General features: G+C 70.4%; 16 protein-coding genes. 11 read left to right on the top strand and 5 right to left on the bottom strand.

The annotated features are described in order from the left end of the window. Nucleotides 1-151: 151 nt before the first annotated feature. The 6 genes from ACODT5_RS35240 (at nucleotide 152) to ACODT5_RS35215 (ending at nucleotide 6846) form a co-directional block, all read left to right on the top strand. Nucleotides 152-1360 (top strand): amidohydrolase family protein, encoded by a 1209-nt coding sequence (locus ACODT5_RS35240; protein WP_385374831.1) that lies wholly within the window; start codon nucleotides 152-154, stop codon nucleotides 1358-1360. A gap of 5 nt (nucleotides 1361-1365) precedes the next feature. Continuing rightward, nucleotides 1366-2529 (top strand): acyl-CoA dehydrogenase, encoded by a 1164-nt coding sequence (locus tag ACODT5_RS35235; protein WP_422523147.1) that lies wholly within the window; start codon nucleotides 1366-1368, stop codon nucleotides 2527-2529. A 7-nt stretch (nucleotides 2530-2536) separates the two neighbouring features. After that, nucleotides 2537-3466, top strand: coding sequence for an acyl-CoA dehydrogenase family protein (locus ACODT5_RS35230; RefSeq protein WP_422523146.1), 930 nt, complete (start codon nucleotides 2537-2539; stop codon nucleotides 3464-3466). A 404-nt stretch (nucleotides 3467-3870) separates the two neighbouring features. Then, complete coding sequence (locus ACODT5_RS35225) at nucleotides 3871-4329, top strand: ATP-binding protein (RefSeq protein WP_422523145.1); 459 nt, start codon at nucleotides 3871-3873, stop codon at nucleotides 4327-4329. A gap of 322 nt (nucleotides 4330-4651) precedes the next feature. Then, nucleotides 4652-5869, top strand: coding sequence for an NAD(P)/FAD-dependent oxidoreductase (locus ACODT5_RS35220; RefSeq protein ID WP_422523144.1), 1218 nt, complete (start codon nucleotides 4652-4654; stop codon nucleotides 5867-5869). Nucleotides 5870-5946: 77 nt separating this feature from the next. Then, nucleotides 5947-6846, top strand: coding sequence for an RNA polymerase sigma-70 factor (locus ACODT5_RS35215; RefSeq protein WP_422523143.1), 900 nt, complete (start codon nucleotides 5947-5949; stop codon nucleotides 6844-6846). 11 nt (nucleotides 6847-6857) lie between these two features. On the opposite strand, the gene ACODT5_RS35210 is transcribed toward ACODT5_RS35215, so the two are convergent. From ACODT5_RS35210 to ACODT5_RS35200, 3 genes are all read right to left on the bottom strand, one after another. Continuing rightward, nucleotides 6858-7265, bottom strand: coding sequence for a hypothetical protein (locus ACODT5_RS35210; protein WP_422523142.1), 408 nt, complete (start codon nucleotides 7263-7265; stop codon nucleotides 6858-6860). Nucleotides 7266-7552: 287 nt separating this feature from the next. Beyond that, complete coding sequence (locus ACODT5_RS35205) at nucleotides 7553-7744, bottom strand: DUF397 domain-containing protein (RefSeq protein ID WP_243632140.1); 192 nt, start codon at nucleotides 7742-7744, stop codon at nucleotides 7553-7555. Nucleotides 7745-7757: 13 nt separating this feature from the next. Continuing rightward, the gene (locus tag ACODT5_RS35200) at nucleotides 7758-8609 is read right to left on the bottom strand and encodes a Scr1 family TA system antitoxin-like transcriptional regulator (protein ID WP_422523141.1); all 852 of its coding nucleotides are present in this window, start codon (nucleotides 8607-8609) and stop codon (nucleotides 7758-7760) included. A gap of 360 nt (nucleotides 8610-8969) precedes the next feature. Here ACODT5_RS35200 and ACODT5_RS35195 point away from each other — a divergent pair, with 360 nt between their 5' ends. From ACODT5_RS35195 to ACODT5_RS35180, 4 genes are all read left to right on the top strand, one after another. Continuing rightward, nucleotides 8970-9167, top strand: coding sequence for a hypothetical protein (locus tag ACODT5_RS35195; protein ID WP_422523140.1), 198 nt, complete (start codon nucleotides 8970-8972; stop codon nucleotides 9165-9167). A gap of 69 nt (nucleotides 9168-9236) precedes the next feature. After that, complete coding sequence (locus ACODT5_RS35190; protein WP_422523139.1) at nucleotides 9237-9716, top strand: hypothetical protein; 480 nt, start codon at nucleotides 9237-9239, stop codon at nucleotides 9714-9716. A 140-nt stretch (nucleotides 9717-9856) separates the two neighbouring features. Next, the gene (locus tag ACODT5_RS35185) at nucleotides 9857-10072 is read left to right on the top strand and encodes a hypothetical protein (protein ID WP_422523138.1); all 216 of its coding nucleotides are present in this window, start codon (nucleotides 9857-9859) and stop codon (nucleotides 10070-10072) included. Nucleotides 10073-10247: 175 nt separating this feature from the next. Further along, complete coding sequence (locus tag ACODT5_RS35180; protein WP_422523137.1) at nucleotides 10248-10949, top strand: hypothetical protein; 702 nt, start codon at nucleotides 10248-10250, stop codon at nucleotides 10947-10949. 247 nt (nucleotides 10950-11196) lie between these two features. Here ACODT5_RS35180 and ACODT5_RS35175 read toward each other — a convergent pair whose 3' ends face one another. Further along, complete coding sequence (locus ACODT5_RS35175) at nucleotides 11197-11778, bottom strand: HD domain-containing protein (RefSeq protein WP_422523136.1); 582 nt, start codon at nucleotides 11776-11778, stop codon at nucleotides 11197-11199. An 18-nt stretch (nucleotides 11779-11796) separates the two neighbouring features. Beyond that, nucleotides 11797-12774, bottom strand: a complete 978-nt coding sequence (locus ACODT5_RS35170; RefSeq protein WP_422523135.1) for an XRE family transcriptional regulator — start codon at nucleotides 12772-12774, stop codon at nucleotides 11797-11799. 307 nt (nucleotides 12775-13081) lie between these two features. On the opposite strand from ACODT5_RS35170, the gene ACODT5_RS35165 reads away from it, so the two are divergent. Then, the gene (locus tag ACODT5_RS35165; RefSeq protein WP_422523134.1) at nucleotides 13082-13237 is read left to right on the top strand and encodes a hypothetical protein; all 156 of its coding nucleotides are present in this window, start codon (nucleotides 13082-13084) and stop codon (nucleotides 13235-13237) included. Nucleotides 13238-13365 lie beyond the last annotated feature (128 nt).

The following is a 13365-nucleotide window of genomic DNA, read 5'->3' as shown; positions in this document are numbered from 1 at the left end:
TAGTCAGATCAAGCGCAGAGCGTAGGGCTCGGACGCTTGTCGGTCCAGAGGCGGGGGGCTAGCTTGGTTCCAGATTTCTGACGCTCCATCAGATTTGCCCGAGCGGCGGATCGGAGCGACGGATCCATTCGGCATGCGGCGAGGGGACACCATGGAACTGCCTCGGATCATCAGCGTCGACGACCACGTCATCGAACCGGCCCACCTCTTCGACGTCTGGCTGCCCGCCAAGTACCGCGACCGCGGACCCAAGGCGCTCACGGCCGGCATAGGCGAACTCGCCTACACCGGCGGCAAGTACGTGATCACCATGGACCCCGACGGACCGCCCACCGACTGGTGGATCTACGAGGACCTGAAGTTCCCGTACAAGCGCAACATCGCCGCCGTCGGCTTCGACCGGGACGAGATGACCCTGGAGGGCATCACCCGCGAGGAGATGCGGCGCGGCTGCTGGGACCCCAAGGCGCGGCTGCTCGACATGGACCTCAACCACGTCGAGGCCTCGCTCTGCTTCCCGACCTTCCCGCGCTTCTGCGGGCAGACCTTCGCCGAGGCGCACGACAAGGAGGTCGCCCTGGCCTGCGTGCGCGCCTACAACGACTGGATGGTCGAGGAGTGGTGCGGGGACAGCGGCGGCCGGCTCATCCCGCTCTGCATCATCCCGCTCTGGGACATCGACCTGGCCGTCGCCGAGATCCGCCGCAACGCCGCGCGCGGGGTGCGGGCCGTGACCTTCTCCGAGATCCCCACCCACCTCGGCCTGCCGTCCATCCACTCCGGCTACTGGGACCCCTTCTTCGCCGTCTGCCAGGAGACCGGCACCGTCGTCAACATGCACATCGGGTCCAGCTCCCAGATGCCCGCCGCCTCCCCCGACGCCCCGCCCGCCGTGCAGGCCGCGCTCAGCTTCAACAACGCCATGGCCTCCATGATGGACTTCCTGTTCAGCGGGGTGCTGGTCAAGTTCCCGACGCTGAAACTGGCGTACAGCGAGGGCCAGATGGGCTGGATCCCGTACGCCCTGGAGCGCGCCGACGACGTCTGGCAGGAGCACCGCGCCTGGGGCGGGGTCAAGGACCTCATCCCCGAGCCGCCGTCCACGTACTACTACCGGCAGATCTTCTGCTGCTTCTTCCGCGACAAGCACGGGATCGCCTCGCTCGACGTCGTCGGCCGCGACAACGCCACCTTCGAAACCGACTACCCGCACGTGGACTCGACCTTCCCGCACACCAAGGAGGTCGCCCTCGACCACGTCAAGGGCCTCGACGAGGAGACCGTCTACAAGCTCATGCGCGGGAACGCCATCCGCATGCTCGGTCTCGACTTCGACAAGGACCGGCGGACGGGGCGGTAGGCGCAGTGGACCTCACCTACACCGAGGAGGAACAGGAGTTCCGGGCCCGGCTGCGCGCCTGGCTCGCCAAGGAGCTCCCCGGGCTGCCTCCCAAGCCCTCGCCCGACGACTGGCCGGGCCGACGCGCCCACGACGCCGGCTGGCAGCGCAGGCTGTACGACGCCGGGTACGCCGGACTGCACTGGCCGGTGGACGCCGGCGGCCGCGGGGCCACCCCCACGCAGCACCTGATCTTCCTGGAGGAGACCGAGCGCGCGGGAGCCCCGTACGTCGGCGCGAACTTCGTCGGGCTGCTGCACGCCGGCCCGACCATCGCCGCCGAGGGCACCGCGGAGCAGCGCGCGCGGTGGCTGCCGCCCGTCCTGCGCGGCGACGAGATGTGGTGCCAGGGCTTCAGCGAGCCGGACGCCGGCTCCGACCTGGCCTCGCTGCGCACCCGCGCCGTCCGCGACGGCGACGAGTACGTGATCACCGGCTCGAAGATCTGGACCTCGCACGCGGAGGTGTCCGACTGGTGCGAGCTCCTGGTGCGCACGGACCCCGTCAGCGCGACCGTCCCCAAGCACCGGGGGATCTCCTGGCTGGCCATGCCGATGGACGCGCCCGGGGTGACGATCCGGCCGCTGCGCACGCTGGCCGGGTCCACGGAGTTCGCCGAGATGTTCCTCGACGAGGTGCGGGTCCCGGTCGCGAACCGGGTCGGCGCGGAGAACGACGGCTGGCGGGTCACGATGGTGACCCTCTCCTTCGAGCGCGGCACCGCCTTCGTCGGCGAGGTCGTCGCCTGCCGGCGCACCCTGGGCGAGCTGGCGCGCACCGCGAAGGCGAACGGCCGCTGGGACGACCCGGTGCTGCGGCGCCGGCTGGGCCGGCTGTACGGGGAGTTCGGCGCCCTGTGGCGGCTCACCCAGTGGAACGTCAGCGAGTCCGAGCGCTCGGGCGGGGTCCCCGGCATCGGCGGCAGCGTCTTCAAGCTGGCGTACTCGCACGCGCGCCAGGAGCTGTACGACACGGCCGCCGAGGTGCTGGGGGCCGAGGCCCTCTCGCTGGACGAGGAGTGGACCCTGGACCGGCTCTCCTCGCTCTCGTACACGATCGCCGCGGGCACCTCGCAGATCCAGCAGAACATCGTGGCCGAGCGGATCCTCGGCCTTCCGAAGGGCAGGTGAGCGTTCCGTGGACTTCCAGCCGACGCAGGACCAGCGGGACCTGCGGGCAGGCGTACGGGACCTCCTGGCGGGCCGGTACGGGCGCGAGGAGCTGCGGGCCTCGGTGGACAGGGCGGCCGCCACCGGCCGGTCCGTGGACCGCGGACTGTGGCGGGAGCTCGGCGGGGCCGGGTTCTTCTCGCTGCGGCTCCCGGAGGACGAGGGCGGGGTCGGGCTGGGGCTGCCGGAGGCCGTCCTCGTCTTCGAGGAGGCCGGGCGGGCGCTGCTGCCGGGCCCGCTGGTCGCCACCCACCTGGCCGCCGGACTGGTCGAGGGGGCCGCGGAGGGGGAGGCGGTGGTGACGGCCTTCGACCTCCAGGGCCCGCTGGTGGCCCACCTCGGCGAGGCGGACGCGGTGCTCGGCGCGGACGGGGAGCCGGTCGAGGTCCGCGCCGGGGACCCGGTGCGCTCGGCGGACCCGCTGACCCCGCTGGCGCGGGTGTCCGTACCGGGGCGGCCGGTGGCGGCCGGCGCGTACCGGGACGCGGGGGCGCTGCTGACGGCGGCGCTGCAACTCGGCAGCGCGCTGCGCACGGTGGAGCTGGCGGTGCGGTACGCCAAGGAGCGCGAGCAGTTCGGGCAGCCGATCGGCGCGTTCCAGGCGGTCAAGCACCTGTGCGCGCAGATGCTGGTGCGGGCGGAGGTGGCCCGTACGGCGGTCTACGCGGCGGCCGTGACGGCCGATCCGGTGGAGGTGGCCGGGGCCAAACTGCTGGCCGACGAGGCGGCCGTGCGCAATGCCCGGGACTGTCTGCAGGTGCACGGCGGGATGGGCTTCACTTGGGAGGCGGACGTGCACCTGCACCTGAAGCGGGCGTGGGTGCGGGCGGAGCAGTGGCGGACCGCGGCGCAGGCGGAGGAGGCGCTGGCGGCGGAGCTGCTGGCGGCGGCGGAGTAGGCCGGTGGGCCGGTCGAGTGGGCCGGTCGAGTGGGCCGGTCGGTCCGCCGGCCGGCCGGGCGCGGCTGCTCGCTCGCTGTGACGGAGGGGCCCGGGAGGGGTGCGGGAGGGACGGCGCGGGACGCATGTCCGATTACGGAGAGTTGATATCGGTTTGTGTCCTTCGCCCGACTCATTGCGGCCCGGAGGCGGGGGGCCGCTCCGGTACGCTCCCGGGAATGCGAGCGGTTGAGCGGCGCGAGCGCCGCACAGTATGCACCACGCCCACTCCTTCACGCTGGGATATGCCCGAAGCGCTTGTTGTGGTGACTGTATGTCAACCATGCTGCTCCGCAAGGGGGTCACACTCGGTGACTCCGTCCTGTCGCGAGGCGAAGTGTCCGCCGGTTCGGATGGTGTGAGCGGTGCAGGTGCTTCAGGTTCAGCTGGAGGTAGGACCGGACCCCGCCGAGGTCGGCCGGGCCCGCCGATGGGCCCGCTCCCGGCTCGCGGGCTGTGGCATAGGGGATGACGAGCCGCTCGCCGAGACGCTGATCCTGCTGATCTCCGAGCTGGTCACCAACGCCGTGGTGCACACCGGCTGTCCGGCCGTGCTGCGCATGCTCTTCGGGGAGCCAGGGGTGCGGGTGGAGGTCGCGGACGCGAGCGACCGTGCACCGTCCCCGCGGCAGGCCGCAGGGGACGACACGGGTGGCCGCGGTCTGGAGCTGGTGGACGGTCTGGCGGACCGCTGGGGCTGGCAGCGCGAGGGCGCCGGCAAGCGGATCTGGTGCGAGATCGACCGGGCCGAGAAGGCCCCGGACGGCGCTTCGGGCGGTCCGGAAATCCACGGCGCGATCCGGGAACCGCACGTGTACCTCTAACGAGGTGTTGACGGTTCGTCAACTGGTGATCACTCTTGTGTTGAACGATTCGTCGCGAGGGGACGCCAAGGGTCAGTCCTGCCTTGACGAGTGCGGGTCGTGGGGTGGCGGCCGCCGTGCCGCGCTCGGGGCGTGCATGCGCGCCGCCGCCACCCGCAGAACCTTCCGCGCCTTCCGCGCCCGCCACACCCTCCGCTCCCGCCCGCCCGGCCGCCGTGCCGCGCCCCTGGAGTGACCTGCCTCACATGCCGCCCGCCGCTGTCACAGGGGCGGTTCAGCCGGTGTCTTGTGTCCGAACCCTCGAAACAAGGAGATGGACACCATGGCTGGAACGGCTGGAAACACTGATGTGGTCGTCATCGGCGGCGGGTACGCCGGGGTCATGGCGGCCAATCGCCTGATGCAGCGCGAAGACGTGAAGGTGACCCTGATCAATCCGCGTGCGGGCTTCGTCGAGCGGATCCGCCTGCACCAGCTGGTGGGCGGGACCAACGACGCCGTCGTCGAGTACCGGGAGGTCCTGGCCGAGGGTGTCGCTCTGGTGGTCGACACCGTGACCCGGATCGACACGGCCGGGCGGAACGTGCTGCTGGCCTCGGGCGGCCAGGTCGGTTACGACTACCTGATCTACGCGGTGGGCAGCGGCAGCGCCGACCCGCGCGTGCCGGGAGCGGCCGAGTTCGCCTACCCGATCGCCACCCTGGAGGACGCGCAGCGGCTGCGCCCGGTCCTCGACGCCCTGCCCGCGGCGGCCGCGGTAACCGTGGTCGGCGCCGGTCCGACCGGCATCGAGACCGCCGCCGAACTGGCGGAGCAGGGCCGGGCCGTGACCCTGGTCTGCGGCAGCGTGCTCGGCCCGTACCTGCACGCGCGGGGCCGGCGATCGGTGGCCGGGCGGCTGGCGGCGCTCGGGGTGACCGTGCTCGAGGGCCCGGACACCAAGGTGACGGGTGTGACCCGTGACGCCGTGCGGCTCGCCGACGGCCGCGAGCTGCAGAGCCAGGCGACCATCTGGACCGCCGGCTTCGCCGTACCGGACCTGGCGGTGCGCAGCGGGCTGAGCACCGATGCGCTGGGCCGGCTGCTCACGGACGAGACGCTGGCGAGCGTGGACGACGTACGCGTCTTCGCGGCCGGGGACTCGGCGGCTCCGTCGGGCCTGCCGCTGCGGATGAGCTGCCAGGCGGCGATGCCGATGGGCGCGCGGGCCGCCGACACAGTGCTCAGCCGGATCGCGGGGGAGCTGCCTTCGACCCTCAACGAGGTGTTCCGCGGTCAGTGCATCAGCCTGGGCCGGGGCGCGGGCATCCTCCAGTTCGCCCACAAGAACGACACCGCGCTGTGGTTCCACATCGCCGGAGGCGCGGGCGCGAAGCTCAAGGAGAAGGTGTGCAAGGTGACCATCGCGCACCTGGCGGAGGAGGCGCACAAGCCCGGCGGGTACAGCCTGCACCAGGCCTCGGGCGGTGACGACCGCCGGCAGCGGCTGCAGCAGGCCGAGTTCGGCGTACAGCCGGCCGCCGCCGAACATGCCGCTTGATCCTCGCCAGCCGGTCCGTTGATCATGGACCGGTCGGAACGGATCCGAACTGCTTGGCGAAGAACAGGGTGCGAAACATGAGCGAGCACACCACGGACCGGGCGACGGAGACGTTCGTCGCCCACCGCAACCTCCTCTTCACCGTCGCCTACGAGATGCTCGGATCGGCCGCCGACGCCGAGGACGTCCTCCAGGAGACCTGGCTGCGCTGGGTGGGCGTCGATCTCGACACGGTGCAGGACCAGCGCGCCTACCTGGTCCGGATCGCGACCCGGCAGACCCTCAACCGGCTGCGCACCATGAGCCGCCGCAAGGAGGCGTACGTCGGCCAGTGGCTGCCCGAGCCGCTGCTGACCGTGCCGGACGTGGCCGAGGACGTGGAGCTGGCCGAGAGCATGTCGATGGCGATGATGCTGGTCCTGGAGACGCTCGCGCCGACCGAGCGGGCGGTGTTCGTCCTGCGCGAGGTCTTCGACGTCGGCTACGAGGAGATCGCGGCCGCCGTCGACAAGACCCCCGCGGCCGTACGGCAGATAGCGCACCGCGCCCGCAAGCACGTCGATGCCCGCCGCCCCCGCAGGGCGGTCCCCCCGAGCGAGACCCGGGCGGCCCTGGACTCGTTCCGGCGCGCCTTCGAGACCGGGGACCTGCAGGGACTCCTCGACGTACTCGCCCCCGAGGTCGTCTACATGGGCGACGGCGGCGGCATCAAGCACGCCGCACTGCGGCCGGTCCTCGGCGCCGCCAAGGTGGCCCGCCTCTTCGCCAGCATGGCCGACAAGGCCCGGAGCACGGTCTTCGCCTTCGGCGACGCCGTGGTCAACGGCACCCCGGCACTGGTCGTCCACCTGGACGGCGAACTCGACGGAGTCATCGCGATCCACGTCGAGGACGCCCGCATCACCGGCCTCTACTTCGTCCGCAACCCGCAGAAGCTGTCCCACATCGAATCCGAGACCACACCCACCCTGCGCTGAACACCCACGCCCTACCGGTGCGTGACGGTCAGTGAGAGGTAGTCGACGGGGCGGACCCGCCACTCGGCGCGGATCCCGTCGCGCAGCACGATGCTGAAGCCGGCGACTTCACCGCGGTGGAGAGCGGCGAGGGCGGGGACGCGACCGCCGCCGTCGGACCAGGCGAGGGCGCGGTCCACTTCGGCCGATGACAGGGCGAAGGGATGGGTGGTCCGGATCTGGATCCGGATCAGGCGGACGGCCTCCTCCGGGGTGTCCAGCATGGTCCGGTCGAGCAGTTCGGGCGTCTGGGCGTAGGCGTCGGCGTAGCAGAGGGCCTCGAACCAGTAGCCGGAGCAGATCGCCACGGTGGCGTCCCGGACGGCTGCCTTGGCCGGCTTGGTGTGCGGGGTGTGGTGTCGCGCGAGCGTGCGGATCACTCCTGCCGGTGCGGCGGGGCCGCCCCCTCCGGGCCGTGACGAGCGGCGGGGCGGGGGCGGCGGTGCGTCTCCCATCAACTGGCGCAGGACTAACGGGAGTTGCCCACCTCCAGGCCGCGAAGCGTGGTGCGCGGTACCGAAGGTGGCGTGCTTCGAAGGTAGCGCCCACCGGAGATCCGTATCAACTGTGTGACGTCTAAAGAGTGAGACGGCATATGCCAACACTTGGTACGACAGCGGAACGGCTCCCCGCCCACAGGGGGCGGGGAGCCGTGGTTGCGGGCCGCTCAGGCGAGGTCGTCGAACTCGCCGGCGGCGGCACCGTCGATGAATGCCCGGAGCTTGGCCCGCGAGGTCTTGATGATCAGCCCCGGGTCGTCGCTCTCCCGGATCAGGACCTCGCTGCCCACGACGGCCACTTCGAGGCAGTTGCCTTCCGCGTCCGTCGACTTAGAGGACTTGCGCCACTGAATATCCACTGTTCCCACGCCTTCATACTTGTTGCGCCATTTCGCGAATGAAGTCGCGCGACCGTGCGGGGTCGTACGACTTCTCTTCGGTCCGGTCCAGGACCGCCCGATAGTTGGCGAGCCGCGTCTCGGCATCGAGGAACGCGGGGCCGGTTGCGGTGTCCGTCTGCACCGTGTCGAGCTGCGGGACCGGGCCGTGCGCATAGAGTGTCGAGCTTCCGGCGTACGGGAAACCTCCGACCCGGAAGGGAATCACCCGTACGGTCAGGTTGTCCCGCTCCGACTGCTTGAGCAGGTAGTCGAGTTGTTGCAAAGCGATCCCGCGGCCTCCGTACGTCATGCGCAAGGCCGCCTCGTGGATCAGGAAGGTGCAGGCCGGGGCGTCCGGGCGGTCGAGGACATCGCGACGCTTCATCCGGTGGGAGAGCCGTCGGCGGAGGTCTATCGGCCGCAGTGCCGGAACGGCCTCCCCGAAGACGGCCCGGGCGTAGTCCTCCGTCTGCAGCAGGCCCGGCATGTGCATGATCTGGACGGTACGGAGCGCGACGGCGTGATGCTCGAGCTCGGACAGGTCCAGCTGCCCTGCGGAGAGGTCGTCGCGGTAGTCGTCCCACCAGCCCCGGCCGCGCTCTTCGGCCATGGCCGCCAGGGCGTCGACGTAGGCCGGGTCTGGGCATCCGTAGTGACTGGCCCATGTGCGGATGCGTTCGCTGCTGACGCCGAACCGGCCGCTCTCGATGTTGCTCATCACGGTTCGGTCGGTGCTGAGTTGCGCCGCCGCCTCGGTGAGTGAGGTTCCTGCCTGCTCCCGGATCTTCCGCAACTCGGCACCCACCCTTCGCTGCCGCGCGGTCGGAGCCTTTCTCGGTGGCATCGGCGTCCCCTCCTGTCGGCTCCCAGTGTGACGCGTTGGCTCGCGTGAGGTCCACTGCGTCGCACCAATTATCCGAAACCGTAAAACAGTTGTTACCGATCCCGCTATGGTCGTGTCCAGCACCGCGCCGCACGCTGATGGGAGCGAAGTGCAGCCGCTGACACGCGCCTTGGGGCGTGCGTCACCTGGGGGCGGCCAATGCCACGCAGGGCAGGCAGCGTGAATCCGTACCGCGTTGGGAGTCGAACGTGATGACCATGATGGACGTGATGAACATGACGAATACGAGCGCCTTAGGGCTCAGCTATCGGATGGTCGCGCCCAGCCGGCCCGATACGCCCTGGATCGCGCGGGAGTTGGGTGGCGTCGGTCCTCCGGGTCTCGGGGTACGGGCACCTCGTGGAGGCGGCGCGGCTGTGTACCTCCGAACTGGTGACCAACGCGCACCGGCACACGGCGACGGCGGTCATCGGTGTCGGCGTCGCGGTCATGGGTGCGCGGGTCACCGTCGAGGTGTGCGACGGCGGGACCGTGGTGTGGTTCCGGCTTGGCGGGTGAGCGGTACGGCCGACGGCCCACCCTTGTGGGTGATTGGAGAGGCGTGAATTTCGAAGTAGTTTCGAAGTCATGGGAACTGAGAATGCCGCCGTGAACTTTTCCGAGCTGGTGAACAAGAACAAGCAGACGCTGGCCCGGCTCAAGGAATCTCCGCGGCTGCTGTTGCACCGCAGAGACGGGGAGGACTTGGTCCTCACCACCGCGGCACGGGCCGAACAGGACCAGACCGTGGTGTCGGCCGCCACGCGCATGCTGGCAGCGATGGCGAGGAAGGAGCCCGGTAGCACCGAACTGCTGCTGGACATACTGCCGGACGCGTTTCCCTGGGTCCGTTTCTTGCCCGAGCCCGATGTCCACGCCTTCGCCGTCGAACTCGTCGACACCATGCGCGCCGCCGACTCCATCGCCAACAGTGCCTCCGTCGCCCAGCTGCTCACCGCTTGGCAGCACACCGCCGAGGTCCACTCCGACCCCGATCTGCTGGTCGCGCTGACCACGGATCACGACGCGGACTACGGCCCGGTATCCGACCCGCGGGGCGTGGCATGACCGCGGGGCGGGGTGACCGGGCGGCTCCGCCTGCCCCGGAGGGGCAGTGGGAGGTCCGGCTCGCTGACGCGGCGTCGGCCAAGGGCTGGCAATGCCTCGCTCAGCAGGCGCGCGAAAACACGTACCGGGCGTGGATCGCCATGCGCACCGATCCGCGGCCGTCCATCGGGACGGCCCGGCATCACCAGCTCAAGGGCACTCTGACGCATGGAACCCATCGCGGGCAGATCTGCGAGCAGTGGCAGATCGAGGTGACGGGCGGCGGCCGCATTTGGTACCTCGTGGATACCGCCCACGACACGTGCTGGATCACTTACGCGGGCATCGGGCACCCGCGAGCCACGGACTGCAAGTGAGGTGCGAGGTCAGACCGCGAAGAGGGGACCTGCCGGCTTGCCGGTGGGCGGCCCGGGGCCGGGTGCTCGCGGTCCGCGTGGAACCATGAGGTGTTCATGACGTATCTCTGTTCGTGGTGCGTCGTCCCACCCCGAAGGTCCACCCCGAAGCCCACCCTCACCGCAGGAGGAGCGCATGGCAAACCCGTACGAGGCGACGCCTCCGCCCGCCCCGAGGCGCCGTGGGAGCAGACTCCCCGGCTTCCTCGTTCTCGTTCTGGTCGCCGCAGGCATCTACGGAGCCTCCCAGTGGCTCGGCGACGACGGCGGCGCGAGCGACGCCAAGACATCGGCCTCCGCCTCCGCGTCGGCCTCCGCCAAGCCGTCCAAGGACCCCGGGAACCCGGAGTCCTCCTCCGACACGTCGAGCACGTGGGCGGTGGGCGACTGCGGCGGCCCCGACCCGGACAACCGGCCCGACGGCTACCGGCCGCAGAAGTGCTCGGCGTCCGGCGCCACCTTCAAGGCGATCGACATCAAGGACGCCAGCATCCTGCCGGGCGCGATCCAGTGCCCGCCCGGCACCGACCTGATGATCCAGGTGAGCATTTCCTACGGCTCCGCGAAGTCGGGCGGCATCCCCACCAACACCGTCTGCGGCCGCAACCTGACCGGCGAGCACCCCGGTGACGCGGGTGCCGGCGGCGGCCAGCTGGTGCAGGGCGACTGCGTGACCGACCAGGCGCAGGAAGTGCCGTGCGCCTCGGGCGGCTCCGGCGCGTACAAGGTGCTCGCCCTGGTCAAGACGAAGGCCGAGTGCCCGTCCGGAACCACCGAGCCGATGCGGCTGACCATGGCCGTGGGCCGCCCGTACGACGTGATCTGCGCCAAGGGCTGAGCCGTGGGGCGTGGAGGGTGCTGGTCCCGGACCTGTCGCAGGTCCGGGACCACCTCGTTTCGCGGACCAGGCCGTAACCCGAGAGTCACCGCCGGACGGGAACGCCCAGAGGATGGGCACCGGGGCCACCGGGGTGCCCGCCGCGCCGACGAAGGGTCTCGTCGTCGACTCCTCCGCGACGGGGTCGCGGAGGAGCCCATGCGGGAGGCGTACGCGCAGGTCGGCGGGACGCAGCCCCAGTGCCTGACTACTGCCCCAGGAAGGTCTTTCGCCATTCCAGCGGCGACATGGTCAGCGCGGCCTCCGCGAGCGCCTGCGCCGACGCCGTCTTGAGGCTGCTCAAGGAGGTGTCGATCCAGTCCTGTACGAGGGTGTAGCCCTGGGCCCGGTACTCCACCGCCTGTACCAGGCACTCCAGCTTGTCCGCGTCCTTCGCCACGATGGCCTCGGGGGTGCCGCCGCTCTCGTACTCGCCTACCACCCGCTGAACCCCGGCCTTGACCGCCGGGTGTGCGGCGGAGACCTGGTCGGCCGTGACGGTCTCGTTCGTGGCCGTATCGATGTAGCGGCGGCCGATGTGCGGGATATCCCCGATCCGGGTCTCCTGCGTGTCGTGGAACAGACACATCAAGGCGACCTTGGCGGGGTCCACTCCCTCCATCATGGCCAGCACCGCACCGACGATTCCCACGCGAAACGAGTGCTCGGCGATGCTCTCAGGGTTGTTGTTCCCGGTGAACCACCAGCCGGTTCGCTTCGCGTTCTTGAGCACGCCCATCTCGAAGAGGAACCCAGCCGTTCCCTGCGCGTTCGCCGTCTCGTCTGCCATGTGGTGACCTCCGGTCTGTCAGGTTCGATCACGAAGAACGTAATGCACGCCGGTGAGTTCGCGGCGTGACCTTTCGGAGATACCGCCGCCGTCCAGCAGGCGCTCGGTACGCTTCGCCAGATCCCGGACGAGCAGGCCCGACGCCTGCGGGAGCCATGGGTGGGCCGTTAGTAGGGCCCACATGGTGTGGGCGTACAGGTCGACGTACCCGGGGGCGTGGTGCAGGCCGTTGGTCAGCCCGCGCAGCAGTGTGACGGGGTCCCATCCGGTCAGCTGGCGATCCCGCATGAACCGGTCGTCGGACTGGGGCAGCGGGGTCCCGCCCAACCAATACGCCCAGTAATTCAGGTTCGCGGCCTCGCCTGCGTCGTCGTCGACAATCGCCCGCTCGATGAAATCAAGTAGCGGTACGGGGTCGCCGAGCCGTGCGAGGGCAGTAGCCGTTGAGCGTGCCTCCGCCCATTGCGGTGTCCACCCCCGCCGGGCGAGCAGACCACGCCGGGCGTGCAGGGCCTGTGCCGTCCACGCCACAGCTTCCGGGCTCTTGTCGTATGAGGTCAGATACAGCGCCTGCCGGTGCAGGAGCACACCCTGCGCGGCGTTCCGGGGCGCCGCTTCCGCCGTGGTACGCAGCTGCTCAAAGAAGATCGCGCGGTCCTGTGCGGGCAGGAGCGGGGACGCTGCTGCCGGCCCCCTTTGGCGCGGGGTGGGAAACCCGGCAAGGGATGGTGGCCGGGTCCCGGTGAGGGCCCAGGCGAGCATGTGGGCGGTGTTCCGGGTGTGCACCCACTCGGCCAGTGGGTGCGGCCCTTCGGTACCGGTGAGGGTGGCGCCGATGATCCGGTCCGCGTCCATCGCGGCATCGAACAGGGCGATGATCGCGGCGTCTGCGCCGAGACCGGCCAACCGCCGCCGCAGACCGAGAAGATCCACCGCCTTCATGTGCGCGACCGGACGTCGGCCCGACTCCCAGCCCTGCACCGTGGCCAGGTCCACCCCGAGGGCCTCAGCCATCGCCACCTGCGTAAGCGGGACCGACTCCCGCGCCGTACGCAGCACAAAGCCCGCGATTGTGCCGGTGGTTGGTCTTGTAGCCATCGAGTGCTCCCCGGTGCGGCCCCTGACGTAACCCGTACCCACAGTCAGCCCTACCGCACTCAGCGCGACCGTAGGTTCATGACGCGGAATCAGCCAGGCCTCGTACAGGGGAGGGATGTTGACGCCGCTTCCCATGGCAGCTGATCGCCGCCATCCATCCCGGTCCCCTGCGGCCGACTGCTCCCTCCAGTCCGAGGAGTACGCCATGACCGACCTGCCCGGCCACTATCCGCTGGCCCGTCAGCTCCAGGATCAGCCCGCATACGGCAGCTTGAGCCCGCGCCTCCGGGAGGTCGCCGAAGACGGGTGGGAGAGGTTCCTGGAGGGACTGGCCGACGGCGACCTGCAGCCTGACCAGTGAGCACGTCGCGCGGATGGCGCCAGCGGCTGGCCGCCATGGTCTACGTCGGCCTTGTCGGCGCCCTGCTAGTCACGCTCGCCCTGGCCGGTGCACGCCGCTGAACACCACAGGCTCCCGACCCGGATGGG

Origin of the sequence: Streptomyces tatrensis (assembly GCF_049310065.1) — a bacterium.
Taxonomy (GTDB): Bacteria; Actinomycetota; Actinomycetes; order Streptomycetales; family Streptomycetaceae; genus Streptomyces.
This window is presented reverse-complemented; position numbering and strand designations above follow the sequence as displayed.